General features: G+C 64.2%; 23 protein-coding genes. 10 read left to right on the top strand and 13 right to left on the bottom strand.

The window, feature by feature from the left end; all coding sequences use genetic code 11:
- Positions 1-4: 4 nt before the first annotated feature.
- Both AABA84_RS18215 and rpsU read right to left on the bottom strand, forming a co-directional pair.
- The gene (locus tag AABA84_RS18215) at positions 5-655 is read right to left on the bottom strand and encodes a tetratricopeptide repeat protein (protein WP_212248743.1); all 651 of its coding nucleotides are present in this window, start codon (positions 653-655) and stop codon (positions 5-7) included.
- A 269-nt stretch (positions 656-924) separates the two neighbouring features.
- Positions 925-1224 (bottom strand): 30S ribosomal protein S21, encoded by a 300-nt coding sequence (rpsU, locus tag AABA84_RS18210; protein ID WP_028140289.1) that lies wholly within the window; start codon positions 1222-1224, stop codon positions 925-927.
- Between the two features lie 261 nt (positions 1225-1485).
- On the opposite strand from rpsU, the gene aqpZ reads away from it, so the two are divergent.
- Positions 1486-2208, top strand: coding sequence for an aquaporin Z (gene aqpZ, locus AABA84_RS18205; RefSeq protein ID WP_212248744.1), 723 nt, complete (start codon positions 1486-1488; stop codon positions 2206-2208).
- A 45-nt stretch (positions 2209-2253) separates the two neighbouring features.
- Here aqpZ and AABA84_RS18200 read toward each other — a convergent pair whose 3' ends face one another.
- Positions 2254-3360, bottom strand: a complete 1107-nt coding sequence (locus AABA84_RS18200; RefSeq protein WP_212248745.1) for a 5-(carboxyamino)imidazole ribonucleotide synthase — start codon at positions 3358-3360, stop codon at positions 2254-2256.
- A complete protein-coding gene (gene purE, locus AABA84_RS18195; RefSeq protein ID WP_212248746.1) occupies positions 3357-3845 on the bottom strand; it encodes a 5-(carboxyamino)imidazole ribonucleotide mutase in 489 nt (162 codons plus the stop codon). The genes AABA84_RS18200 and purE overlap by 4 nt, the downstream gene beginning before the upstream one ends.
- A 141-nt stretch (positions 3846-3986) precedes the next feature.
- On the opposite strand from purE, the gene AABA84_RS18190 reads away from it, so the two are divergent.
- Positions 3987-4712, top strand: coding sequence for a GGDEF domain-containing protein (locus tag AABA84_RS18190; protein ID WP_212248747.1), 726 nt, complete (start codon positions 3987-3989; stop codon positions 4710-4712).
- Here AABA84_RS18190 and AABA84_RS18185 read toward each other — a convergent pair.
- The 3 genes from AABA84_RS18185 to AABA84_RS18175 all read right to left on the bottom strand — a co-directional run bounded on the left by AABA84_RS18185 (position 4709) and on the right by AABA84_RS18175 (position 5532).
- A complete protein-coding gene (locus AABA84_RS18185) occupies positions 4709-4960 on the bottom strand; it encodes a hypothetical protein (protein ID WP_212248748.1) in 252 nt (83 codons plus the stop codon). The genes AABA84_RS18190 and AABA84_RS18185 overlap by 4 nt on opposite strands.
- A 24-nt stretch (positions 4961-4984) precedes the next feature.
- Complete coding sequence (locus AABA84_RS18180; protein WP_028140284.1) at positions 4985-5203, bottom strand: hypothetical protein; 219 nt, start codon at positions 5201-5203, stop codon at positions 4985-4987.
- 122 nt (positions 5204-5325) lie between these two features.
- The gene (locus tag AABA84_RS18175; RefSeq protein WP_008546179.1) at positions 5326-5532 is read right to left on the bottom strand and encodes a YdcH family protein; all 207 of its coding nucleotides are present in this window, start codon (positions 5530-5532) and stop codon (positions 5326-5328) included.
- A 329-nt stretch (positions 5533-5861) separates the two neighbouring features.
- On the opposite strand from AABA84_RS18175, the gene AABA84_RS18170 reads away from it, so the two are divergent.
- Positions 5862-6041 (top strand): YdcH family protein, encoded by a 180-nt coding sequence (locus AABA84_RS18170; protein WP_026201910.1) that lies wholly within the window; start codon positions 5862-5864, stop codon positions 6039-6041.
- Positions 6042-6214: 173 nt separating this feature from the next.
- Here the strand turns inward: AABA84_RS18170 and AABA84_RS18165 are convergent, their stop codons facing one another.
- Positions 6215-7318 (bottom strand): NAD(P)/FAD-dependent oxidoreductase, encoded by a 1104-nt coding sequence (locus AABA84_RS18165; protein ID WP_212248749.1) that lies wholly within the window; start codon positions 7316-7318, stop codon positions 6215-6217.
- A gap of 202 nt (positions 7319-7520) precedes the next feature.
- Between AABA84_RS18165 and AABA84_RS18160 the strand changes: the two genes are divergently transcribed.
- The 5 genes from AABA84_RS18160 to AABA84_RS18140 all read left to right on the top strand — a co-directional run bounded on the left by AABA84_RS18160 (position 7521) and on the right by AABA84_RS18140 (position 14780).
- Positions 7521-10208: a sensor domain-containing protein gene (locus AABA84_RS18160; protein ID WP_212248750.1), complete on the top strand. Its 2688-nt coding sequence runs from the start codon at positions 7521-7523 to the stop codon at positions 10206-10208.
- A 136-nt stretch (positions 10209-10344) separates the two neighbouring features.
- The gene (locus AABA84_RS18155) at positions 10345-11805 is read left to right on the top strand and encodes a glycerol-3-phosphate dehydrogenase (RefSeq protein WP_212248751.1); all 1461 of its coding nucleotides are present in this window, start codon (positions 10345-10347) and stop codon (positions 11803-11805) included.
- A 74-nt stretch (positions 11806-11879) separates the two neighbouring features.
- On the top strand, positions 11880-13052 hold the full coding sequence (locus AABA84_RS18150) for an ABC transporter ATP-binding protein (RefSeq protein WP_212248752.1): 1173 nt from the start codon (positions 11880-11882) through the stop codon (positions 13050-13052).
- On the top strand, positions 13049-13963 hold the full coding sequence (locus AABA84_RS18145) for an ABC transporter permease (protein WP_338312657.1): 915 nt from the start codon (positions 13049-13051) through the stop codon (positions 13961-13963). The genes AABA84_RS18150 and AABA84_RS18145 overlap by 4 nt, the downstream gene beginning before the upstream one ends.
- 4 nt (positions 13964-13967) lie before the next feature.
- Positions 13968-14780 (top strand): ABC transporter permease, encoded by an 813-nt coding sequence (locus AABA84_RS18140; RefSeq protein ID WP_212248754.1) that lies wholly within the window; start codon positions 13968-13970, stop codon positions 14778-14780.
- Here the strand turns inward: AABA84_RS18140 and AABA84_RS18135 are convergent.
- From AABA84_RS18135 to AABA84_RS18115, 5 genes are all read right to left on the bottom strand, one after another.
- Positions 14713-15705 (bottom strand): hypothetical protein, encoded by a 993-nt coding sequence (locus AABA84_RS18135; protein WP_338305547.1) that lies wholly within the window; start codon positions 15703-15705, stop codon positions 14713-14715. The genes AABA84_RS18140 and AABA84_RS18135 overlap by 68 nt on opposite strands.
- Before the next feature lie 113 nt (positions 15706-15818).
- Positions 15819-16670 carry a carbohydrate ABC transporter permease gene (locus tag AABA84_RS18130; protein WP_212248756.1) on the bottom strand — a complete coding sequence of 284 codons (852 nt, stop codon included), beginning with the start codon at positions 16668-16670 and terminating at the stop codon, positions 15819-15821.
- Positions 16667-17539 carry a carbohydrate ABC transporter permease gene (locus AABA84_RS18125; protein WP_212248757.1) on the bottom strand — a complete coding sequence of 291 codons (873 nt, stop codon included), beginning with the start codon at positions 17537-17539 and terminating at the stop codon, positions 16667-16669. Before AABA84_RS18125 ends, AABA84_RS18130 begins: the two co-directional genes overlap by 4 nt.
- 93 nt (positions 17540-17632) lie before the next feature.
- Positions 17633-19018: an ABC transporter substrate-binding protein gene (locus AABA84_RS18120; RefSeq protein WP_028140276.1), complete on the bottom strand. Its 1386-nt coding sequence runs from the start codon at positions 19016-19018 to the stop codon at positions 17633-17635.
- 229 nt (positions 19019-19247) lie between these two features.
- Positions 19248-20228, bottom strand: a complete 981-nt coding sequence (locus tag AABA84_RS18115) for a LysR family transcriptional regulator (protein WP_091956465.1) — start codon at positions 20226-20228, stop codon at positions 19248-19250.
- Between the two features lie 118 nt (positions 20229-20346).
- Between AABA84_RS18115 and AABA84_RS18110 the strand changes: the two genes are divergently transcribed.
- Complete coding sequence (locus tag AABA84_RS18110) at positions 20347-21420, top strand: 4-oxalomesaconate tautomerase (RefSeq protein ID WP_212248758.1); 1074 nt, start codon at positions 20347-20349, stop codon at positions 21418-21420.
- A 52-nt stretch (positions 21421-21472) separates the two neighbouring features.
- Positions 21473-22858 (top strand): C4-dicarboxylate transporter DctA, encoded by a 1386-nt coding sequence (gene dctA / locus AABA84_RS18105; RefSeq protein ID WP_028140274.1) that lies wholly within the window; start codon positions 21473-21475, stop codon positions 22856-22858.
- Positions 22859-22894 lie beyond the last annotated feature (36 nt).

The following is a 22894-nucleotide window of genomic DNA, read 5'->3' as shown; positions in this document are numbered from 1 at the left end:
ACCGTCAGCCGCCGACGCGGGCGAGGCCGCTGCGCGCGGCGTCGTCGCGTGGACGAAGGGAGACAGCCCTGGTGTAGGACGCCGCCGCCTTGGCCCTGTCGCCCAGCCGCTCATAGGCCTGTCCCCGCGCGGTCCAGACCTGCGCGTTGTGCGGATCGGCCTCTGAGGCCTCATCCAGATCGGCCGTGGCCTCCTTGACCTTGCCGAGCGCGAGATAGCTGGTGGCGCGGCCGAGCAGCGGCTCGACCTTCTGGGGATTGAGCCCGCTCGCAGCGCTGAAATCTGCGATCGCGAAGTCGTGCTGATTGTTGCTCTGGTAGATCAGGGCACGGCCATACAGCGCCTGCGCATTGTAGGGATCGAGCCCGACCGCGCGATTGAACTCGTCGAGCGCCGCCGCGACCTCGCCTGACTTGGCCAGGGATTGGGCTTTTGCGGTGTGGGCCTGAGCCTCGGTGACGTTGGCGGCGCTCACCGCGCTCTCGGCGGGCGCGGCGGCCTTGGGCGCCTCCTGCGGCTTGTCCTTCTCCGGCATCAGCGATCCCAGATCGAACGAGCAGCCGCACAACGCAATCCCCATGAGCGCCAGCGCGAACGGCGGCTGCCAGATCCGGCGTAGCCACGCCAAGCCGTGCTGGGGGAGGGGGGAGGCCATCTACGGTTCGCTCGCGCTAGAGCATGATCCGGACCCGAAGGGCCGCGTTGGCGAAAGTATGCAGCGGTTTTCCCTCGCGACAAACGCGCAATGCGTTTGCGTAGAGATTGCTCAAACAACAAACTAAAGCGCGACGACCTTCAATCCAAATCTCATCGCGCTTGCGTGCCGCATCCGTGGTGCCCGACCCGGAAAGGCCCCGCGCACAAACAATAACGCGGGCCAGAGGCCCGCGTCATCGAAACTGAAATCTTGCAAAATTCGGTAAATCAGCGCGGTCCGCGCGGACCAGCACCTGCACCCGGGCCACGACCGCCGCGATCACCGCCGGGACCGGCGCCGAACACCGGCTTCGGCTTCATCGGCAGCAGGCCTTCGCGCTGCAGCTTCTTGCGGGCCAGCTTGCGCGCGCGGCGCACAGCTTCGGCCTTTTCGCGGGCCTTCTTCTCGGAGGGCTTCTCGTAATGACCGCGGAGCTTCATCTCGCGGAAAATTCCCTCGCGCTGCATCTTCTTCTTCAGCGCCTTGAGGGCTTGGTCGACATTGTTATCGCGAACGAGAACCTGCACGCGGCATCCTCTTCAGTGGATCGGATTTGAATTCTGGTAAGACGAAGGGGATGGCGAAAACGCGCAAGCCCTTAACCTTGAGGGCGCGGATGTATCAGACAAATCCCGGGATGTCCACCGGACAAGCGGGCTTTCGGGCCAAGTTCAGCCATTAAATGAGGCGAAAATACCTCCGCGCGGCCCTGATTTGGGCGATTCGACGCCAGCGATGGGGCCGTTTCCGGAGCTTGTTCCGGAATCTTTGAAAGCAGGGGACGACATATGGATATCAAGAAATACGCCGCTGAAGCCATCGGCACCTTCTGGCTCACATTCGCAGGCTGCGGAAGCGCGGTGATCGCTGCCGGCTTCCCACAGGTCGGAATCGGTCTGGTCGGTGTCTCCCTCGCATTCGGACTGAGCGTGGTCACCATGGCCTATGCGATCGGTCATATCTCCGGCTGCCATCTCAACCCGGCCGTCACGGTCGGTCTTGCCGCCGGCGGGCGTTTTCCGACCGGGCAGATCCTGCCCTATGTGATCGCGCAGGTGGCCGGCGCGATCGTGGCCGCCTGGCTCCTCTACGTCATCGCGAGCGGAGCTCCCGGATTCGATGTCAGCAAGGGCTTCGCATCCAACGGCTATGATGCGCATTCACCCGGCCAGTACAGCATGATCGTATGCTTCCTCACCGAGGTGGTGATGACCATGATGTTCCTGTTCATCATCATGGGCGCGACCCATGGCCGCGCGCCCGTGGGCTTCGCGCCGCTCGCAATCGGGCTCGCGCTGGTGATGATTCATCTCGTCAGCATCCCCGTCACCAATACCTCGGTGAACCCGGCGCGCAGCACGGGCCCTGCGCTGTTCGTCGGCGGCTGGGCGACGGCGCAGCTCTGGCTGTTCTGGGTCGCACCGCTGATCGGTGGCGCGTTGGGCGGGGTGATCTATCGCTGGCTCAGCGCGGAGCCCACGGGCGTCGTCGCGGGCGCGAAGACGGCCTAAAGCGTTTTCGAGCGAAGCGGGATCGCAGCGATTGCTGCGGTCCCCTCACTTGCCTTTCGTCGGCCTGACTTCGGTGACGTGGCCCATCTTCCGGCCGGGGCGCGGCGCACCCTTGCCGTAGATGTGCACGGTCGCGCCGGGCACGCTCAGCCACTTTTCGTAATCGTTGATCTCGTCGCCGATCAGATTGGTCATGGTGACGACCTCGCCGTGGCGCACGGGCTTGCCGAGCGGCCAGCCGGCGATGGCGCGGATGTGCTGCTCGAACTGCGAGACCGACGCGCCGTCGAGCGTCCAATGCCCGGAATTGTGCACGCGCGGGGCGATCTCATTGACCAGCACCTTCGGGCCTGTGCCATTGGCGAGCACGAACATCTCGACAGCGAGCACGCCGACATAGTCGAGCGCGCTTGCGATCTTTCCGGCGATGCTGCGTGCTTCCTCGGCGAGCGCAGCCGGGATCGGCGCGGGCGCGCGCGATATCTTCAGGATATGGTCGCGGTGCTCGTTCTCGGTGACGTCGAAACACTCCACCTGGCCTGTGACCGAGCGTGCGGCGATCACGGAGATCTCGCGCTCGAACGGCACGAAGGCTTCCAGGATCGCCGATTTGGTGGCGAGGCTGGTCCACACCTTGGCGATGTCGTCGCCCTCGCGGATGATGGCCTGGCCCTTGCCGTCATAACCGAAGCGGCGGGTCTTGAGCACGGCCGGAAGGCCGATCCGGGCGATCGCCTCGCGCAGCGAGGACACGGAGGTGACGTCGGCATAGGCTGCGGTGCCGATGCCGAGCCGCGTCACGAAATCCTTCTCGGCGAGCCGGTCCTGCGTGGTCTCGAGGATCTTGCGGTTGGGCAGCACGGGTCGGCGCGCGTCCAGCACCATCGCGGCGGCCGATGGCACGTTCTCGAATTCGTAGGTGATGACGTCGACGTCGTTGGCGAACAGTTCGAGCGCTTCGACGTCGGCATATTCGGCGCAGGTCGCATTCAATACGACGTCGAAGGCCGGCGAGTCCGGATCGGGCGAGAACACCTGGCAGCGCAGGCCGAGCCGCGCCGCAGCCATGGCCAGCATCCGGCCCAATTGTCCGCCGCCGAGGATTCCGATGGTGTCACCGGGCTTCAGCTTCACCTGCCTGGTGTCGGTCACGCCTTGTCCTCCGGGCGCTCGGCGACCGCCTCGGTCTGTGCCTTGCGCCAGGCGGCGAGGCGATCGGCCAAGGCCGGGTCGGACAACGCCAGGACGGCCGCTGCCAGCAGTGCGGCGTTGGTTGCCCCGGCCTTGCCGATGGCGAGGGTGCCGACCGGGATGCCGGCGGGCATCTGGACGATCGAATAGAGCGAATCGAGGCCCTTGAGCGTCTTGGATTCGACGGGAACGCCGAACACCGGGAGTTCGGTCAGCGCCGCCGCCATGCCGGGCAGGTGTGCAGCGCCACCGGCGCCGGCGATGATGACCTTGTAACCCGCGGCCTTGGCGCCCTTGGCGAAAGCAAACAGACGGTCGGGGGTGCGGTGGGCCGAGACGATGCGGGTATCGGCGGCGACGCCGAGCGCGGCAAGCGTGTCGGCGGCATGCCGCATCGTGTCCCAGTCCGACTGGCTTCCCATGATGATGGCGATCGGCGCGGTCATGACGTTAATTGTGCCCGAAAAACAGAAAGATAGGCCAGATTAACGGTTCCGGCCGGCGGCTCGCAAGGCGGTGGCAAGGAGAAGGGAATCCACTATCCTGTCTTGGTGAATCCCCGCAAGCCTTCATTGAGCAGGATGCCCATGAAGAAACCAAAAAGGGCGGGCGCTGCGAAGGCCAAAAAGGGCCGGAAAACCAGTGCCGGCCGACCCAAAGCCGCCCCAAAACGGCTGACCAGGCGTTCGGCGAGGCCGCCGACGCGCGGCGCGTCGGGCGATGATGGAGCCAAGGATGCCGTCAGGACGACGATCCGGGGCTTGCGGACCAAGCTCAAGGAGGCGCAGCGCCGGGTCGCGGAACTGGAAGCTGCGGCCGACACCGATTTCCTGCTGGATATTCCGAACCGGCGCGGCTTCGAGCGCGAGCTCGCGCGCGCCATCGCCTACATGAAGCGCTACCGCGCCAGTGGGGCGCTGATCGTGCTCGACGTCGATCGGTTGAAGCCGATCAACGATTCGTTCGGTCATGGCGCCGGCGACGAGGTGCTCAAGGCGATTGCCGCCACGCTGACGCGGCAGGTCCGTGCCTCCGACGTGGTCGGCCGGCTCGGGGGCGACGAGTTCGCGCTACTGCTCTGGAATCTCAGCGAGACCGACGCCAAGGCGAAGGCGGTCGCCTTCGAGCAGGCGGTCGACGAATTGTCCTTTGTCTTTCGCGGCCAGCACGTGAACGCGGGCGCCTCCGCCGGTGTCGCGCTGCTGGGGGCGCAGTCCGACGCGGGCCGCGCCCTGGAGGAGGCGGATGCCGCCATGTATGTGCGCAAGGCACAGCGGCGGCACGAGCCGCGGATCAGGCTGTTCGGCAGCTAAAGCGCGCTGAGATCTGGCGGTACGCTGCCGAATTTCCGCAGCAATTTGGCGTCGCCAAACTCGCCGGTCAGGGGATCGCCGCTGCGGCTGAACGCGACGGCGCCGATATGGCCGGCGCCGTGCGCCAGCATTTCCGCACGACGCAGGGCGGCAGCCGATGTCTGACATTCCTCGGCCGCACCCGCCACCGGCGATCCATCCTCGTCGGTCAGGAAGGGCAATGCAACGTAGTAGGTGACGTCGGGCATGGGTCGGCTCCGATAGCTGACGGTTCAGGCGGCGCTGCTCTTGCTCCGCATCTTGCTGCGCGAGGTGTCCGGAATGCAGCCGGCGGAAATCGCCGCCTGCAATTCCTCCAGCTCGGCCTCCAGATATTCGTTGGCCATGATCAGCGCCTTGATGGTGCTGCGCAGATTACCGTCGCACATCGCGATCGCCTGATCGCAGGCCTGTTCATAATGGCTGTTGTCGAGAAGGGCGGCTGTCGACATCTGCATTGTCCTTGTCAGTTGTCCTGGGCGTTTCCTGGGGGCGCGGGGGTGCTCAAATGTTCCTATTTTGTTCTTTTCGAGTCAAGCGGATTCATGCGCGCGAGGAAAAGCCGGCTCGCAGGTCAGGCGATGATGTCGGGGGTGATCTGGTCTTCGATGAACGCGATACGGTCTCGTAACAACAGCTTGCGCTTCTTCAACCGCTGTAACCGCAATAGGTCGGGGGCGGGCGATTGATGCAGTGCATCGATCGCCGCATCAAGATCTCGGTGTTCCTGCTGCAACCGGGTGAGCTCGGCTTCGAGCTCACGCTCGTCTTCATTGGTCATGTCTGCGGTGGCCGAAAACCGATAGGCGTGGAATTAAGGCTGTGGATGCCCTGTGGAAATTATCGTCCTTGCGCGGCGTGATCGCAAGCGATCTGCGACCACCGTTTGCCGATCTCCAGCGACATATTTCCGCTGATCGCCGCGACGCTGCGCAAGCGCATTGATATCATGGATTTTTCCCGCGCGGTTCCTTTACTCACGCTTCGTTACATATGAATTTTCAAAAATGAAGATGCGATGACGGATACCCATCGACAGAACGAATCGGTGATGTAGACTTGCTTGTCCGGATCGAATCCTGAGGTTCAACCCTACCGAGGAGGTTTCGAATGACAATTCAGGCACATCTCGTTGAATTGGAGCGGAAGCACAAACTTCTCGAAAACGAATTGCACGAAGCCCTCGTGCACCTTTCAACAGACGACCTGCAAATTGTTGAGTTGAAGCGCCGGAAGTTGATGGTCAAGGACCAGATCGAGCGTCTGAGGCACGGCGACACGCTCCACTAGTAACCCCCGTAAACAGCGTAGAGTTGATCGTACCCTTATCTGCAGGGGTGAGAGTTCTTGCGCTCATCCCTGCCGCAAGGTCCGCACCGTGCAAAGAAGTTTGCGCGGTGTTTAGTTTTTGTCTGAGCGCGTTGTCTCGACGCGAACCGGTATCCGCTTCGCTCGACAACGCTTCAGACGTCTGCGAGCTCGGCGACGTGATCTGCGATCGCGAGCGACGATGTCAGTCCCGGCGATTCGATGCCGAACAGGTTGATCAGGCCAGCGACGCCGTGATCGCGCGGGCCCTGCATCAGGAAGTCCTGCGTGGCCACAGCGGGCGGTACGATTTTCGGCCGGATGCCCGAATAGCTCGGCATCAACGCGCCGTCAGGCAGCGTCGGCCAGTATTTGCGGATCGCCGGGTAGAACCGCTCGGCGCGTGACGGGTCGACCTCGTAGTCGATCGTCTCGATCCACTCGACGTCAGGGCCGAAGCGCGCTTGGCCTGCCATGTCCAGCGTCAGATGCACCCCTAGCCCGCCGGGTTCGGGCACCGGGTAGATCAGGCGCGAGAACGGCGCCTTGGCATTGCAGCTGAAGTAATTTCCCTTGGCGAGATAGGCGCGCGGAATTCGGTCCAGCGGCATGCCGTCGATGTTGCGCGCCACATTCGTCGCCGAGAGCCCCGCGGCGTTGACGAGGAGGCTGCATTGCAGCGTCATTGGCGCCTCGCCGCCGGCGTCGATCTCGACCAGGCCGTTCGCCGCCTTGGCGCGGATCAGCGGAGTGCGAAACGCGAACGCCGTGCCGGCTTCCTCGGCTTCGCCGCGCAGCGAGAGCATGTAGGCGTGGCTGTCGATGATGCCCGTCGATGGCGACAGCAGCGCGGCGTCGCAGGCCAGCGCGGGCTCCAGCGCGCGTGCCGCCTCGCCCGTGAGCTGCTGCATGTCGAGCACGCCATTGGCCTCGGCATGCGCCTTGATCGATTGCAGCTTCTCGGTCTCTTTTGGATTGGTCGCGACGATCAGCTTGCCGCAATTCTTGTGCGGGATGCCGCGCTCAGCGCAGTAGCGGTAAAGCGCGTGCTTGCCGTCGACGCACATGCGCGCCATCCAGGTCCCGGCGCGGTAGTAGATGCCGGCATGGATCACCTCGCTGTTGCGCGAGGAGGTGACGGTGCCGATCGCCTCGGCCTCCTCGAGCACGATGACTTCGCGTCCGGCCTGCGCAAGCTTTCGAGCCACCGCGAGCCCGACCACGCCGGCTCCGATGACGACGCAATCGACCCTATCCATGGTTGGGCAGGATGTCCGCTGGAAGCGCCGGTGGCATCAGGCCTGGAAAGAATGGCGCGGGGCCGTTTTCCGTTAAGGAAGAATTTATCATGTCAGGGCAATTGCCGTATTTCACGTCACATTTTTCTGTTGCGCGTACAGGCGTTTACCCGATCCAAACGCGTGAAGCCAGACAATCCGACGTTGAAATCGCGGGTGGCTGATGGCTGAGAAGAACTGGCACGAGGGCAGCACGCTTCCGATTGCTGTGCAGGCCGTTGTGTGCCTGGCCGGCACGGTTGCGCCCGCGCGCGCCTTTGCGCTGTCGGACAGCTTTGCCGCGCCGAGCTATCTCGGCCAGCTCGATCCCAACGTGGTCTGGGAGGTCCTGATCGCGGGCATCGTCGTCTGCGCGTTCCTCGCCGCGATCGTGCTGTGGATCCATTCCTCGCTGCGCCGGACCAGGCGTTTGCAGTTGCGGCGCAACGCCTTCGTCTCCTCCGCCATGAACAATCTCAATCAGGGCGTGGTGATGACGGATGCGCAGCGCCGCATCATCTTCTGCAACGACCGATATCTCGAGATCTACGGCCTGATGCGGTCGGAACTCTGGGCCAATATGGACGGCTATGAGCTTCTTAAGCTCCGGCGCAAGCGCGGGGTGCTCGGCGGCATCTCCGACGACGAATTCTACGAGAAGGCGGCAAGCCACAACGGCCTGATCACCGAGCTGCCCGACGGCCGAGCCATCCTGGTGAAGTTTTTCGTGCTGCCGAACGGCGGCTCGGTGGCGACGCATCTGGACGTCAGCGAGCAGCGCAAGCTGTCGCGACAGCTCGCTTCCACCAAGCAATTCCTGGAATCGGTGCTGGACCATGTGCCGGCCTGCGTGGCCGCGAAGAACATCGAGGACGGCTGCTACATCTTCGCCAACAGCGCCTATGAGCGGTTCTGGGGGTTCTCGCGGGATCACGCCGTCGGCAAGAACGCACGCGAGCTGTTTGCGCCGGTCTCGGCAGCCAGTATCGAGGCGACCGACCGGGCGGCGCTCAACTCCCCGGACGGCCAGTTCCGTAACGAGTTCGAGGTCGACCGCGGCGGCGAGCGGCGCATGGTCGCCTCGATTCGGATCGTGGTTCGCAACGAGAGCAACAAGCCCGAGTTTCTGCTGCTGGTGTTCGAGGACATCACCGACCGCCGGTCGCTGTCGCAGGAGCTGGAGAGCACCAAGAAGTTCCTCGAGCTCGTGGTCGACAACATCCCGGTGGCGCTGATCGTCGAGCAGGTCAAGGACGGCCGCTATCTGCTCGCCAATCGCAGCGCGGAGACGATCCTCAACCGCCGGCGCGAGGAGGCCACGGGCCTGACCGCGTCCGACATCTTCAACCCCAAGGAAGCCAAGCTGATCATCGCGCGCGACGAGGCCGCGATCAAGAAACGCGGGATGATCACCGAGGAGCATCCGATCTCCACCAAGGACGGCCTGCGGCTGTTCCTGACCCGCCGCGCCACCGTGCTCGGCGATACCGGCGAGCCGCAATATCTGATCAAGACCCACGAGGACGTCACCGACCGCCGGCAGACCGAGTCGCGCATGGCGCACATGGCCTATCACGACGGCCTCACCGATCTGCCGAACCGCGCCGCCTTCCTTCAGGCGCTGACCCAGATGATCGAGGCCTGCGAAGGCACCGGCGAGGAGTTCGCCGTCCTCTGCGTCGACCTCGACGGCCTCAAGGAGGTCAACGACGTCTTCGGTCATGCGCTCGGCGACAAGCTCCTGATCGAGGTGGCCCAGCGCCTCCAGGACTCCGCCCGTGGCGGCGTGGTGGCGCGCCTGTCCGGCGACGAATTCGGCCTGATCATCGATGGCAAGCAGCCGGACGCGGGTCTTGCGCTGGCGCAGCAGATCGGCGACGCCGTCGCGAAGGACTTCCAGATCGACGGCCGGCCGGTCCGCGCCGCCGTGACCACCGGCATGTCGATCTTCCCGCACAATGGCGCCGATGGCGCTTCGCTGCTCGCCAATGCCGGTGCTGCGCTGTTCCGCGCCAAGCAGAAGTCGCGCGGCACGATCAGCCTCTATCAGCCCGAGATGGACCAGCAGATCCGCGATCGCCGCGTGCTGCACCAGGACCTGTCGATGGCGATCAAGAACGGCGAGCTCTCGCTTGCCTTCCAGCCGCAGGGGGCCGCCGGCCACAGCGTCGCCGAGAGCGAGATCATCGGCTTCGAGGCGCTGGCGCGCTGGCAGCATCCGGTACGCGGCCAGGTCTCGCCGGCCGAATTCATCCCGATCGCCGAGGAGAGCGGCCTGATCGTCGAGATGGGCGAGTGGATCCTGCGCGAGGCCTGCCGCGAGGCGGCGTCCTGGCCGAAGCCGCTCCAGGTCGCGGTCAATCTGTCGCCGGCGCAGTTCATGCACGGCGACGTGGTTGGCCTCGTCCATTCGATCCTGATCGAGACCGGCCTTGCACCCGGCCGGCTCGAGCTGGAGATCACCGAGGGCGTGCTGATCGAGGATTTCGACCGGGGCCTTGCGCTGCTGCGCCGCCTGAAGGCGCTCGGCGTGCGCATCTCCATGGACGATTTCGGCAGCGGTTACTCCTCGCTGAGCTACCTCCAGGCGTTCCCGTTCGACAAGATCAAGATCGACCGGGCCTTCATCATCAATCTCGGCCGCAATCCGCAATCGGCTGCGATCGTTCGCGCGGTGATCGATCTCGGCCACGGCCTCGAAATGTCGATCATCGCCGAGGGCGTCGAGACGGTCGAGCAACTTGCCTTCCTCGCCAAGGAGGGCTGTGACGGCGTGCAAGGCTATCTGCTCGGCAAGCCCCTGCCGATCGGGAAATATGCCGGGCTCGTCGGCCGCGCTGAAGTCATGGAGCTTGCGCTCAAGACGGGCTAGAGCGTTCGAGCGAAGTGGACACCGGTTCGCGTCAAGAAAAAGCGTCAGAATAAGAATCTAGAGCCCCGTTCCGATTTCATCGGAACGGAAATGGCTCTAGTGATGATGGGGCGCTTGGCTCCCATTCGACGGCTTCATGGCGGATTACGATCTCGCGATCATCGGTGGCGGCCTGAACGGTGTCAGCCTCGCGCGCGATGCGGCAGGCCGCGGCCTGCGGGTGATCCTGTTCGAGCAGGGCGATCTCGGCGGCGCGGCATCCTCGGCAACACCGCGGCTGATCCACGGCGATCTGTCGGTGCTGGAACGGCGCGGGTTCCGGCGGGTCCGTCGGGCCTTGTCCGAGCGCCGGACCTGGCTCCGGATCGCGCCGCATCTGGTCCGGCCGATGCGCTTCGTGATCCCCGCGCATTCCGACGAGCGGCCGCCATGGCTGCTGCGTGCCGGCCTGTATGTCTATGACGGTCTCACGAACCGGGGCGGCCTGCCGCCATCGGCCACCATCGACATCACGCATCATCCGGTCGGCAACGCACTGAAGCGCCCGTTCGGCACGGCGTTCGAATATTCGGACTGCGTCGTCGACGACTCTCGCCTGGTGGTGCTGACGGCGCTGGATGCCGCTGAGCATGGCGCGGCGATCCGGACCGGTGCGCGTTGCGTCCGTGCGGACAGAACCGATACCTGGCGGCTCGCGGTGGTCGATCGCGGCCACCGCCGCACCATCACGGCGCGGGCGCTGGCCAACGCCACCGGCGGCTGGACGCCAATGGTCGCTGATACCGTGCTGCGGCAGCCGCAGCCCGCGATGGCGGCCACGCAGATGAGCCAGATCATCGTGCCCAGGCTGTTCGATTCCGAGAACGTCTACGTCTTTCAGAACAATGATGGACGGCTGATCTTCGCCCGACCGTTCGAGCGCGACTTCACGCTGATCGGCACGGTCACGCACGCCTTCACCGGCGATCCCGCAATTGTGGCGATGCCGGGGGCCGACATCGGCTATCTCTGCGAAGCGGCGAGCCGCTATTTTCGTGAGCGCGTCACCCCGACCGACGTGGTCCGGACAGTCTCCGGCGTCAACCTGACGCTGGCGTCCGCGCGCGGACGCGACGGAACGATGCTGTTCCATGCGCGCCGGCGCAAGGCGCCGCTGCTCACGATGTTCGGCGGCGACGTCACCACCTCGCGCCTGCGCGCGGAGTGGGCGGTGACGAAGCTGACACCGTTCTATCCGATGTCGCCGCCCTGGACGGCCGGCGCCGCGCTGCCCGGCGGAGATTTTGCCTGGGACCGTTTCGACACCGAAGTCGACCTCGCGCGCGACCGCTGGCGGTTTCTCTCGGAGCCGGAGGCCCAGCGTCTGGTCGGGGCCTATGGCTCGCGGTTGTCCGCAGTGCTCGGTGACGCCAGGAGCCGCGACGATCTCGGCCCGGGCTTCGGTCCCGAACTGACCGGCGCCGAGGTCCGCTACCTGATGGCTCGCGAATGGGCCCGCTTCCCCGAGGACGTCCTGTGGCGCCGCTCCAAGCTGGGCTTGACCATTCCAGCGGCGGACCGCGACGCGCTGGCGTCGTTCATGGCGAATGTGATGTGAACGATCTCTCCCGGCACGGTTGAGCTAGGGACGATCGGCGGCTAGCGTGCGGCGGAATCGGGGTTGGCAGGATCATGACGGACGAGTTGCCCAGAACAGGCGCCGCGGCTGATGCGGCCGGCGGAGATGCGCTTCCTGCGGCGGGTCAGCCGCTGCTGCGCATCGAGGGCGTCGCCAAGACCTTTGGCACCTTCCGCGCCGTGGATGGCGTCTCGCTCGACATCAAGGCCGGCGAGTTCTTCGCGCTGCTCGGGCCGAGCGGCTGCGGCAAGACCACGCTGCTGCGTATGCTCGCCGGCTTCGAGGCGCCGGATGAAGGGCGCATCCTGCTCGGGGATAAGGACATCGCGCAGGCGCTGCCGCACGAGCGCCCGATCAACATGATGTTCCAGAACTACGCGTTGTTTCCGCATCTGTCGGTGCGCGACAACATTGCCTTCGGCCTGAAGCGGGCCGGCATGGCACGCGCCGACATCGCCGCCCGTGTGGCCGAGATGGTCGCCCTGGTGAAGCTCGAAGGGCTCGAGAAGCGCAAGCCGGATCAGCTCTCCGGCGGCCAGCGCCAGCGCGTGGCGCTCGCCCGCGCACTGGCGCGCCGCCCGCAACTGCTGCTGCTCGACGAGCCGCTCGCAGCGCTCGACAAGAAACTGCGCGAGAATACGCAAGGCGAGCTGATGGAGCTGCAGCGCCGGCTCGGCATGACCTTCATCGTCGTCACCCACGACCAGGAGGAAGCCATGACGATGGCGAGCCGGATCGGCGTGATGAACGCCGGCAGGCTTGCTCAGGTCGCGAGCCCGCGCGAACTTTACGAAGCGCCGCGCTCGCGCTGGATCGCGGAATTCGTCGGCGACGTCAATGTGTTCGACGGCGAGACCAGATTGCGCGACGGTCATCGTCTGGTCGTTGGCACGCGTGATGCGGGTGCGCTGGTGGTGGCCGAACCGCGCGAACCGGTCGGTGCGGGAAAATTCTCGATCGCGATTCGTCCCGAGAAGATCAAGCTGTCGCGCCGCGCCCCGGTGAGCCAAGCCGGTCGTGAAACCACGATCAACAGCCTAGACGGCGTGATCGCGGACATCTGCTATCTCGGCGGCACCACCACCTATAAAGTGAAGCTCGATACCGGCGGAATCGTACGGGCCTCCGTCGCCAACAGCGCGCGTCTGGACGTCGACGCCTACAGCGTGGGCCAGCAAATCGTCGCCTGGTTCACGCCCGATGATTGCGTGGTGCTGCCGTCATGAGCTCCCGCCGCATCTTCGCGCGCCCGGCGCGCTTTGCCGCGATCGCGCCCTATGTCTGGATGGCGCTGTTCTTCCTGGTGCCGTTCGCCTTCGTGCTGAAGATCAGCCTGTCGCAGACGGCGATCGCGCAGCCGCCTTACGAGCCGGTATTCGACCTGATGGCGGGGTGGGACGCGCTCAAGGCGGCCTTTGCCGCATTGTCGACCGACAATTTCAAGCTGCTCGTCTCCGACGACATCTATGTGTTCGCCTACGTGCGCAGCCTCACCGTCGCTGTGACCGCGACCGCGCTGTTGCTGCTGATCGGCTATCCCATCGCCTACGGCATGGCGCGGCTGCCGAAGAGCTGGCAGGCGGTGGCGATGGTGCTGGTGATCGTGCCGTTCTGGACCTCGTTCCTGATCCGCATCTATGCCTGGATCAACATCCTCCAGCACGACGGGTTGCTGAACCAGATCCTGCTGGCGCTACATCTGGTCAGCCAGCCCGTGGTCTGGCTTTCCACCGACAGCGCAATGTATATCGGCATCGTCTATTCCTATCTGCCGTTCATGATCCTGCCGCTCTACGCCACGCTCGCCAAGATGGAGCCAGCGCTGGAGGAGGCGGCTGGCGATCTCGGCGCGCCACCGTGGCAGGTGTTCTGGCTCGTCACCTTCCCGCTGTCGCTGCCCGGCGTCGGTGCCGGCGTGCTGCTGTGCTTCATTCCCATCGTCGGCGAATTCGTGATCCCGGACCTTCTGGCCGGCTCCAATTCGCTGATGATCGGCCAGACCCTGTGGCTCGAATTCTTCACCAACAAGGACTGGCCGGTCGCCTCTGCCGCCGCCATCGTGCTGCTGGTGGTGCTACTGGTGCCGCTGCTGCTGTATGAACGGCTCCAGAAGCGGCAGCTGGAACAGGGGCGGTGAGGCGATGCGGAAGGTCTCACGCCTGTCCCGTTTCAACATCGCCTCGCTCGCGCTCGGGCTGGCGTTCCTTTACTTGCCGATCCTCATCCTCGTCATCTACTCCTTCAATGCCTCGCGGCTGGTGACAGTGTGGGGCGGCTGGTCGCTGCGCTGGTATCACGAGTTCTTCAACGACCGCGCCATGATCGAGGCGGCCTGGATGAGTCTTCGCGTCGCGGTCTCCTCCGCGACCATCGCCACGCTGCTGGGCACGCTCGCTGCGGTCGCATTGTCACGCGGCGAGCGCTTCCGCGGCCGCACGCTGTTCTCCGGCATGCTCTACGCCCCGCTGGTGATGCCCGAGGTGATCACGGGGCTGTCGCTGCTGCTGCTGTTCGTCGCGCTGAACGCCGAGCGCGGCTTCTGGACGGTGACGATCGCCCATACCACGCTGACGATGTGTTTCGTCGCCGTGGTCGTGCAGTCCCGCCTCGGCTCGCTCGACCGTTCGCTGGAGGAGGCGGCGATGGACCTTGGCTGCGACCCGGTCCGCGCCTTTCTTTCGGTGACGCTGCCGTTGATCGCCCCCGCGATCGCCGCCGGCTGGATGCTGGCCTTCACGCTGTCGCTGGACGATCTCGTCATCGCGAGCTTCACGACCGGGCCGGGCTCGGCGACCTTGCCGATCCGGATCTATTCCGAGGTGCGGCTGGGCGTGAAGCCGGAGATCAACGCGATCTGCACGCTGGTGATCGCCCTGATCGCGGTGGTCATCGTGATCGCCTCGCTCGCTTCGAAACTGTCGAGCTCGCAGGGCGAGAGCGCGGCGCCGCTGTAGCCGTTCGTGCAGCGTGCCATCCTCGCGCCGCGCCATGCACCGCCGCGCCGAGCTGCCGCAATGCCAGGGCGTCGAGCGGAAATTCCAGCAGGATATGGATCAGGCTCAGCGCCAGCAGGAAGGTGAAGCCGAACGCGTAGTCGTAGAAATAGAGCGCGGTGGATGCGGTACTGGCGGCGGCCATCGCTGCCAGCCGCGCCTTCGGGACTGCGGTCCAGCGGATGACGTCGGCTTTAATGAACCAGTTGAGGTAGTGATAGGTGTAGACGAAGGCGAGCAGGCTCGTCAGCCTGGTGTCGAGGACGAGACCGGGCACGCCGAACAGCCGGCTGAGCGCCGGGCCGACATTGCCGAAATAATCCTGTCCGACCCGGGCGAAGCTTGCGATCCGGACTTCGGCGGTTGGCGGCAGCAGCAGGATCGTAGCAATCGCGACGAGGTAGACAGCCACCAGCGCAGCCTGTACGCGGCTGCCGGATCGGTGCGCTCCGAGCACCATGAAGATCAGCGTGAACAGCGAGACGTGGATCAGGGTCGGAATCAGGATGCCGATCACGGCGAGCGAGGATCCGCTCGAATACATGAGCGCGGACAGTGCGATCGCCGTCAAGAACAGCAACATGCTCTCGATCGCCGAGGTGGTGGCCGCGAGCATGGCGCAGACGATCAGCGCGCCCCACATTGCAAAGCCGAACCAGGAGGCGTTGTCGATCAGGGCCGCGACCACGGCGATGATTGCGAGGGCTGCCGCAATCCCGCGATGTGGCAGGTAGTAGCTGCGGTCGTGCAGCCACGAAATCTCGGTGAAGTAGTGCGCCGGGCCGAGCACGACATAAGCCAGCAGCAACAGCTCGAACGGCATCAGATAGGCCGCCGCGAGCGCCAGCAGCATCAGGCCGAGATGGATCGCGTCGTTGCTGCGCATGATGCCGTGCCCCGCATTGGGGCACGGAGGTTAGAGCAGGCGTGGACAACCCGCAATTGTCCACGTTGTCGCTCGAACGTCCTGCTTGCGGCGACTCGATGCGTCCTGTCGCGTCAGGACTTCACCGCACCCGCCGTGAGCCCGCCCACCATGTAGCGGCGGAAGGCATAGTAGATCGCGGCCGGCGGCAGTGCGTAGATGAAGCCGGTCGTCATCAACAGCTCCCACGGCGAGTCGTCGGCGGCGAGGAAGTTGCCGAGCGCGACGGGGAGGGTGATCTCGCGGTCGTTCGAGAGCAGCAGGAACGCGTAGAGATATTCGTTCCAGGCCAGCAGCACCGCATAAGTGCCGATCGCGACCAGCGAGGGCATCATCAGCGGCAGGTAGACCAGGCGGAAGATCTGGAGCGTCGTCGCACCGTCCATCACGGCGGCTTCGTCCAATTCGACCGGCAGCTTGTCGGAGGCCTGCTTGAGCACCCAGATCGCGTAGGGGCTGGCGATGGTCACCATCGCCAGGATCAGCGCCCAGTGATTGTTGAGCAGGCCGTAATTGCCCATGGTGCGGTACATCGGCACGGCAAGGAACGCCGCCGGGATGAAATAGGTGAACAGCGCGAGATTCATCACGACCCGTCCGCCCGGCACCTTCAGCCGCGAGATCGAGAACGCCGCGGCGGTGGCGATGAACAGCGTCAGCACGCCGACGGATGCCGCGATCACCAGCGAGTTCCAGAACTGCACGTAGAAGTCGCGCAGGAAGTAGTGCTGCTGCTTGAACACGATTTCGAAATTGTGCAGCGTCGGATGGTCCGGCCACAGCTTGCCGGAGAATGCGTCCTCCTTCGGCGAGATAGCGAACAGGAACATGTGGTAGATCGGAATCATCGTCCAGAGGAAGACGGGAATGCCGATCAGCAGCAACCGCGCTTCGGTTGCGACTTCGCGCAGGGTGGGGAGCTTCATCGCGACAACCGTTTCATCATGAAGTACACGAGCGGCAGGACGAACGGCATTGCGCAGACGATCGATGCCATGGCCAGGCTGAGCTGGTCGAGCCGGAGATAGCGGATGCCGAGGGTCGACAGCACATGCGTGAGGTCGGCCGGGCCACCGCCGGTGAGCAGATAGACGCTGTTGAAGTCGCCGAGCGTCCAGATCATCGAGAGCAGCGTGCAGGTGACGTAGAGCGTCTGCATCGACGGCCAGGTGATGTAGCGGAATTTCTGCCACCAGCTCGCACCGTCGACCTCGGCGGCCTCGAACAGATCGTGCGAGATCGCAAGGCGGCCGGTGATCAGGATCAGCGTCCAGAACGGCAGCGACTTCCAGATGTGCACCGCGATCGCCATGCTGAGCGCCACGGTGGGGTCGTTGAGCCAGTTCGGGCCGTCATCGCCGGTCAGGGAGAAGATGAGGTGATTGACCATGCCCCATTCGGGATTGAGCATGAACCGAACCGACAGGATGGTCGGGATCGACGGCACCGCCCAGGGCAGGATGAAGATCACCGAGAGCCATTTGATCCAGGGGCGCTGCACCGCGAAGAAGCCGGACAGGAACAGCGCGATCAGCATCTTGATGTTGATGCCGATGACCAGGAAGATCAGCGTGTTGACCGCGGCGCGCGCGAAGATCGGATCGTTGTAGAGCGCGACATAATTCGACGGGGCCCGCGCCAGCCACAGCCCGTAGCCGACGGGATAGACGACGAAGGCGAGGAAAACGAGCAGGTAGGGCGCAAGCAGCACGATGCCCCAGACCTGCGGCGGGGTCAGCCGCGACGACAGGGGCGGGGCGGGGATTGCCTGGTCGCCAGAGAGCGTGATCGCCATTCTTTTCGGACTCTTCAAAGAGATGCCGGCCGCGAAACGCGGCCGGTGTTGTTCTAGCACCTCTCCCCGCGAGGCGGGGAGAGGCAGGATGATTTAGCCCGCGACCTGCTTGATGCGGGCGATCAGTTCGTCGACGGCCTTGTCGACCGGAACCTTCTCGCTGACGACGCGATTCATCGCCTTCGCCCACACGTTCTCGTTGTTGAGGATCGTGAACTTCCAGTTCTTGGTGAAGTCGAACGCCGCGGTGCCGCCCTTGAACTGCGTGTAGACGGCCTTGCGGTGCTTGTCAGCCTGCCAGAACGGGCTTTCCTGGCTTTCCTTCGTCACCGGGAACCAGCGGCCGAGCGCGCCCTCGATGTAGGGACGGACGTTCTCTTCCTGGAGCAGGAAGCTGATGAACTGCTTGGCCTCGGCCTTGTTCTTGGCCGCGGTGAAGACCAGCCCGGTCTTGACGTCGGAGCGGTAGCGGATGGTCGAACCATCCGGCGCCTTCGGGAAGGACGCGGTCACGATGTCCTGCTCGTAGGCCTTCTTGCCGGCTTCGCGCTGTTCGGGCGTGAGTGCCTGGTTCTGGGAGTCCTCGAACCATTTCGCAGCGATCGAGATCGTGAAATTGTGGGTCATCACGATGGTCTTGTTGTGGAAGGCGACGTTGTTGTCGGGATCCTTCCAGGTCGTGGAGGACGGCGGCGTGCAACCCTTGATGTAGGTGTCGGTGTAATCCTTCATCGCCTTGATCAGGTTCTCGCGAACCGTGGGATCGTCGACCGTGAGCTTGCCGTCGTCGTCGACCAGCTTGACGTGGTAGGCGTCCATGAAGGTGTAGAACGACTGGAAGGCGTCGGTGGATTCCACGCCCATCGGCTGGCCGACGGCATAGATGCGCTGGCCGGTGGCCTTGCGGATCCCCGGCTGCACCTTGTCGCACCAGAACGTCCAGTAGCCCGTCCAGTCGTTCGGGATGTCGGCGAGCTTGAAGCCGGACTTCTCCAGCATGTCGTTCCAGATCTGGACGTGCATGCTCTGCTGCTTCAGCGGGAAGCCGTAATAGGCCTTCTTCTTGGTGACGTCGTTGTAGAGGATCGACGCATCCAGCGTGTTCTGCACGAACCGGCCCTTGATCGGCTCCATCACGTCGGAGAGATCCTCGAGCTTGCCTTCATAGGCCCACTTGCCCTGCGCCTGCACGTCATAAGAGTCGGAATAGGCGACATCGGGCACGGTGCCGGCATCGAGAGCGGCGACCGTCTTCGGAATCATGTCCTGGATCGCGTATTGCGACAATTCGACCTTGATGCCGGTCTTGGCTTCGAACTTCTTGATCGTCTCGATCAGTGCGTCGTCCTCGGAGCGATAGAAGCCCTTGCCCCACCAGACCGTGATCGTCTTCTGCTGCGCAAATGCGGGTGCAGCGGCTGCAAACAGCCCGGCCGCAGCGACCGCCAGTGATACTGCGCCAATAACCTTGGATTTCACGTTTTTCTCCCTCAAACGGCCGGTGTTTTTAACCGGTCGTATAAAACACTAGCGCATGGCGATAAGCCGATCTAGCGGCATGTTGTCAGACATAGGTCGCGGGGATGGGCCTTGCGGAGATCCTTAACGCGTGCATCGATCCAATCGCCGCATCAATTCGCCCTGATCAATTCGCGCCTTCCGAGGAACTCCAGTTTGGGGAACGGTCTCGTCCCGCTCGGGCGAGCCGTCAGCGTTTCCGCTTTAGACCCGTCGATATCGTGTTCGAACTTGCCTCAGCGGATCGGGGCCGCGGCTTGCCATGCCCGCTGGCTCGAGAAGGAGAGCGCCATGCCTCGAGGAGCATCTTCAAAAACTGGCTGGCATGCGGCGATAGCGTCGCCCCGCGCCTGCGCACAATTCCGATCGTCCGCGACACTTCCGGCTCGATCAGCCGGACGGTGTGAATGATCGGATGACCGGCGGCGGGTGTCGCGAGCCTTGGCAGCACGGCGATGCCTAATCCCTCTTCGACCAGGCCAAGCGAGCCGGAGAGGTGGGCGACTTCATAGGACCAGTTCAGCTGCAGGCCCTGCCGCGCCAGCGCATTGTCGATCAACGCGCGATTGCCGCTGTTGCGACCGACGGTGATGACCCGGTGCGACACGATCTCCGACCAACTCACCTGCTTGCGCGATGCCAGCGGATGGTCATGACGGCAGGCCAGGACGAAAGGGTCCTCAACCAATTTCTCGAATTCGATTTCGGCATGCGAAGCGCCGATGAAATTAATGCCGAAGTCGACTTCTCCGCGCGCCACCGCTTCCAGCCCCTCATTGGCGCCGATATCCAGAATGCGGATGCGGATGCGCGGATACGCTTCGGCGAACCGGCCGATCGCTCGCGGAAGAAAATAGAACACCGCTGTCGGCACCGCGGCTACCGAGACCAGGCCCGAACTTCGCGCGCCGATATCATGGATGGCGAGCACCGAGGTCTCGAACTCGTCGATGAGACGGCGGACCTTCGGCAGGAAGTCGCGGCCCGTCATGGTGAGATTGACGTGGCGCGTGGACCGTTCGAGCAGCGGCGCTCCGAGACTTTCCTCCAGCTTCTGAATGCGCCGGCTGAGCGCCGGCTGGGACAGGTTCAGCGCCTTCGCGGTGCGGACGAAGCTGCCCATCTCCGCGACGGTGATGAATGCCTTGAGGTCGAGCAATTCGGCGTTCATGGCAAGGCTCCATTATGTCGATTGACGAAATAATACCTCAGATATTTGCATTTCACAAAAGAGTTCGGAGGGAGGATGCTCTGGTTCAGGCGAACATGTCGCCGAACGGAAGAACATCATGAACGATCAGATTGCCATTCCCTGTGTGGTTATGCGCGGTGGGACCTCGCGCGGACCGTTTTTCCTGGCCCGCGACCTTCCTGCCGACCCCAGCTCGCGCGATGCGGTCCTGTTGTCGGTGATGGGAGGTGGGCACGATCTCGGAATCGATGGAATCGGCGGCGGCAATGCCGTGATCAACAAGGTCGCGATCATCGGACCGGCAACGGTGCCCGGCGCCGATGTCGACTACCTGTTTGCCCAGGTGCGCGTTCGTGAAGGGATCGTCGATACCTCGCCGAACTGCGGAAACATGCTGGCCGCCGTCGGGCCGTTCGCAATCGAAGCTGGCCTGGTCGCCGCTACCGCAGATCGCACCCATGTGCGCATCCATAATGTCAACACCGGCAAGCTGATCGATGCGACGGTCGCCACTCCCGGAGGACGGGTGACCTATGAGGGCGAAGCGCGGATCGACGGGGTACCGGGAACGGCCGCGCCCATCGAACTGTCGTTCCCCAACGCCGCCGGCGCACGCACCGGTCGCCTGCTGCCGACAGGACGTCCGCTCGATCGCATCGGAGGGATCGACGTGACCTGCATCGACGCAGCCATGCCCGTCATGCTGGTCCGCGCGGCAGATCTCGGATGGACCGGCCGCGAGGCGCCTCCGGCCTTCGCCGACGGCGCCTTCCGCGGGCGGCTCGAACATTTGCGCATCGAGGCTGGACGCCGGATGGGTTTTCCGGATTCCGCGTCAATGGTGATTCCGAAACCGGTTCTGGTCGCGCCCGCAAGCGAGGCGACGTTGAACGTCAGGTACTTCATGCCGCATGACTGCCATAGCGCGCTGGCGGTGACCGGCGCCGTCGCGATCGCGACCGCCTGTGTGACGCCCGGGACGATCGCCGCAGAGATGGTTGGATCGCTGGCGCCGCCGGTGCCGATCACGCTCGCCCATCCCTCCGGCCAGCTCGTGGTTCGGCTGGAGCCCGGCCCGGTCGCCCGGGTGCAGCGGACAGCCCGGCGAATTCTCGAGGGCCATGTCTTCGCCCGTCGATCGCACGTCCCTCATTCAGTCCTGGCAGCCTGAAGCCGGACCGCTTTCAAAGCCTTCAAAAATCAGAGCCATGGGAGAAACGAGAATGCAGAAGCAAGCGCTGGTCGGGCCCGTGAACAGTGAGACGCGAAAGCCCTTCTACCGGATCCTCTACGTCCAGGTGCTGATCGGTCTCATGTTGGGCGTCCTCACCGGCCATCTCTGGCCTGAGTTCGGTGCCGCGCTGAAGCCCTTCGGCGACGGCTTCGTGAAGCTGGTCAAGATGATGATCGCGCCGATCGTGTTCTGCACCATCGTCAGCGGCATCAACAGCATCAGCGATTCCCGCGAGGTCGGCCGCACGCTGGTGAAATCCATGGCGCTGTTCTACCTGCTGACCGTGCTCGCACTGCTGGCCGGGCTGGTCGCCGTGTTGCTGATCCAGCCGGGCGTCGGCATGCATGTGTCCGTCAGCACGCTGGATCCGTCGGTGGCCGCGAAATTCACCAAGCAGGCGAGTGCGACCGGATTTGCGGACTTCATGCTGCACATCATCCCGCATTCCTTCTTTGGCGCGTTTGCCGACGGCGAAGTGCTGCCGGTCCTGCTGGTCTCCATCCTGATCGCCTTTGGCCTGAGCCGTGCCGGCGATGGGGGCGCGGTGGTTACGAAGGCGGTCGATTCCTTCTCTCAGGTCCTGTTCGTGTCCTTTGGCTTCGTCATGAAGCTCGCTCCGCTCGGCGCCTTTGGCGCCATGGCGTTCACGGTGGGCCGCTACGGCATTCGATCGATTGGCTCGCTCGGACTGCTGATCCTGACATTCTATATCGCCTGCTCCGTCTTCGTGGTCGTCGTGCTCGGCACGCTGGCGCGGCTGAACGGCTTCAGCCTGTGGAAGACCATTCGCTACTTCAAGGAAGAGCTGCTGATCGTGCTCGGCACATCATCGTCGGAACCTGCGCTGCCGGGAGCGCTGCGCAAGCTGGAGCAGCTCGGATGCCGGAAAGGCGTGTCCGGCCTCGTGTTGCCCATGGGCTATTCCTTCAATCTGGACGGCAGCGCCATCTATCTCACCCTGGCCTCCATCTTCATCGCGCAGGCCTGCGACATCCACCTGTCGTGGGGGCAGATTGCGGCGATGCTCGGACTGATGCTGCTGACGTCCAAAGGCGCGGCTGGCGTCACCGGCAGCGGCTTCGTGGCGCTTGTCGCGACCCTCTCCGTCATGCCGGATCTGCCCGTGACCGGCGTGGCGCTGCTTGTCGGCATCGACCGTTTCATGTCGGAAGCGCGGGCGCTGACCAGCATGATCAGCAACTGCGTCGCAGCCATTACCGTTTCGCTGTGGGAGGACGCCTGTGACCGCGAGGTGTTGGCTCGCGAACTGGGAGGAAGCGGCGCTCTCAAGGTCGCGGCCGGATCGAAGATCGGTGGAGGAGCAGTGCTGCAGGGGGACAAGGCCTGGATTTCGACGACGCAATCGGCCGCTTAACGCCACCTCCGGGATGCAATCGGCCGCACTGCTCGA

It is taken from the genome of Bradyrhizobium sp. TM239 (assembly GCF_036247985.1).
In the GTDB taxonomy this organism is placed as follows: Bacteria; Pseudomonadota; Alphaproteobacteria; order Rhizobiales; family Xanthobacteraceae; genus Bradyrhizobium; species Bradyrhizobium ottawaense.
The sequence above is the reverse complement of the archived record's forward strand: the minus strand, read 5'-3'. Positions and strand labels throughout refer to the sequence as shown.

Excerpts from the sequence above, each read along its gene's own strand:
- AABA84_RS18215 (WP_212248743.1), bottom strand. The coding sequence starts at position 655 with ATGGCCTCCCCCCTCCCCCAGCACGGCTTGGCGTGGCTACGCCGGATC.
- aqpZ (WP_212248744.1), top strand. The coding sequence starts at position 1,486 with ATGGATATCAAGAAATACGCCGCTGAAGCCATCGGCACCTTCTGGCTC.
- purE (WP_212248746.1), bottom strand. The coding sequence starts at position 3,845 with ATGACCGCGCCGATCGCCATCATCATGGGAAGCCAGTCGGACTGGGAC.
- AABA84_RS18190 (WP_212248747.1), top strand. The coding sequence starts at position 3,987 with ATGAAGAAACCAAAAAGGGCGGGCGCTGCGAAGGCCAAAAAGGGCCGG.
- AABA84_RS18185 (WP_212248748.1), bottom strand. The coding sequence starts at position 4,960 with ATGCCCGACGTCACCTACTACGTTGCATTGCCCTTCCTGACCGACGAG.
- AABA84_RS18180 (WP_028140284.1), bottom strand. The coding sequence starts at position 5,203 with ATGTCGACAGCCGCCCTTCTCGACAACAGCCATTATGAACAGGCCTGC.
- AABA84_RS18175 (WP_008546179.1), bottom strand. The coding sequence starts at position 5,532 with ATGACCAATGAAGACGAGCGTGAGCTCGAAGCCGAGCTCACCCGGTTG.
- AABA84_RS18170 (WP_026201910.1), top strand. The coding sequence starts at position 5,862 with ATGACAATTCAGGCACATCTCGTTGAATTGGAGCGGAAGCACAAACTT.
- AABA84_RS18165 (WP_212248749.1), bottom strand. The coding sequence starts at position 7,318 with ATGGATAGGGTCGATTGCGTCGTCATCGGAGCCGGCGTGGTCGGGCTC.
- AABA84_RS18160 (WP_212248750.1), top strand. The coding sequence starts at position 7,521 with ATGGCTGAGAAGAACTGGCACGAGGGCAGCACGCTTCCGATTGCTGTG.
- AABA84_RS18155 (WP_212248751.1), top strand. The coding sequence starts at position 10,345 with ATGGCGGATTACGATCTCGCGATCATCGGTGGCGGCCTGAACGGTGTC.
- AABA84_RS18150 (WP_212248752.1), top strand. The coding sequence starts at position 11,880 with ATGACGGACGAGTTGCCCAGAACAGGCGCCGCGGCTGATGCGGCCGGC.
- AABA84_RS18145 (WP_338312657.1), top strand. The coding sequence starts at position 13,049 with ATGAGCTCCCGCCGCATCTTCGCGCGCCCGGCGCGCTTTGCCGCGATC.
- AABA84_RS18140 (WP_212248754.1), top strand. The coding sequence starts at position 13,968 with ATGCGGAAGGTCTCACGCCTGTCCCGTTTCAACATCGCCTCGCTCGCG.
- AABA84_RS18135 (WP_338305547.1), bottom strand. The coding sequence starts at position 15,705 with ATGCGCAGCAACGACGCGATCCATCTCGGCCTGATGCTGCTGGCGCTC.
- AABA84_RS18130 (WP_212248756.1), bottom strand. The coding sequence starts at position 16,670 with ATGAAGCTCCCCACCCTGCGCGAAGTCGCAACCGAAGCGCGGTTGCTG.
- AABA84_RS18125 (WP_212248757.1), bottom strand. The coding sequence starts at position 17,539 with ATGGCGATCACGCTCTCTGGCGACCAGGCAATCCCCGCCCCGCCCCTG.
- AABA84_RS18115 (WP_091956465.1), bottom strand. The coding sequence starts at position 20,228 with ATGAACGCCGAATTGCTCGACCTCAAGGCATTCATCACCGTCGCGGAG.
- AABA84_RS18110 (WP_212248758.1), top strand. The coding sequence starts at position 20,347 with ATGAACGATCAGATTGCCATTCCCTGTGTGGTTATGCGCGGTGGGACC.
- dctA (WP_028140274.1), top strand. The coding sequence starts at position 21,473 with ATGCAGAAGCAAGCGCTGGTCGGGCCCGTGAACAGTGAGACGCGAAAG.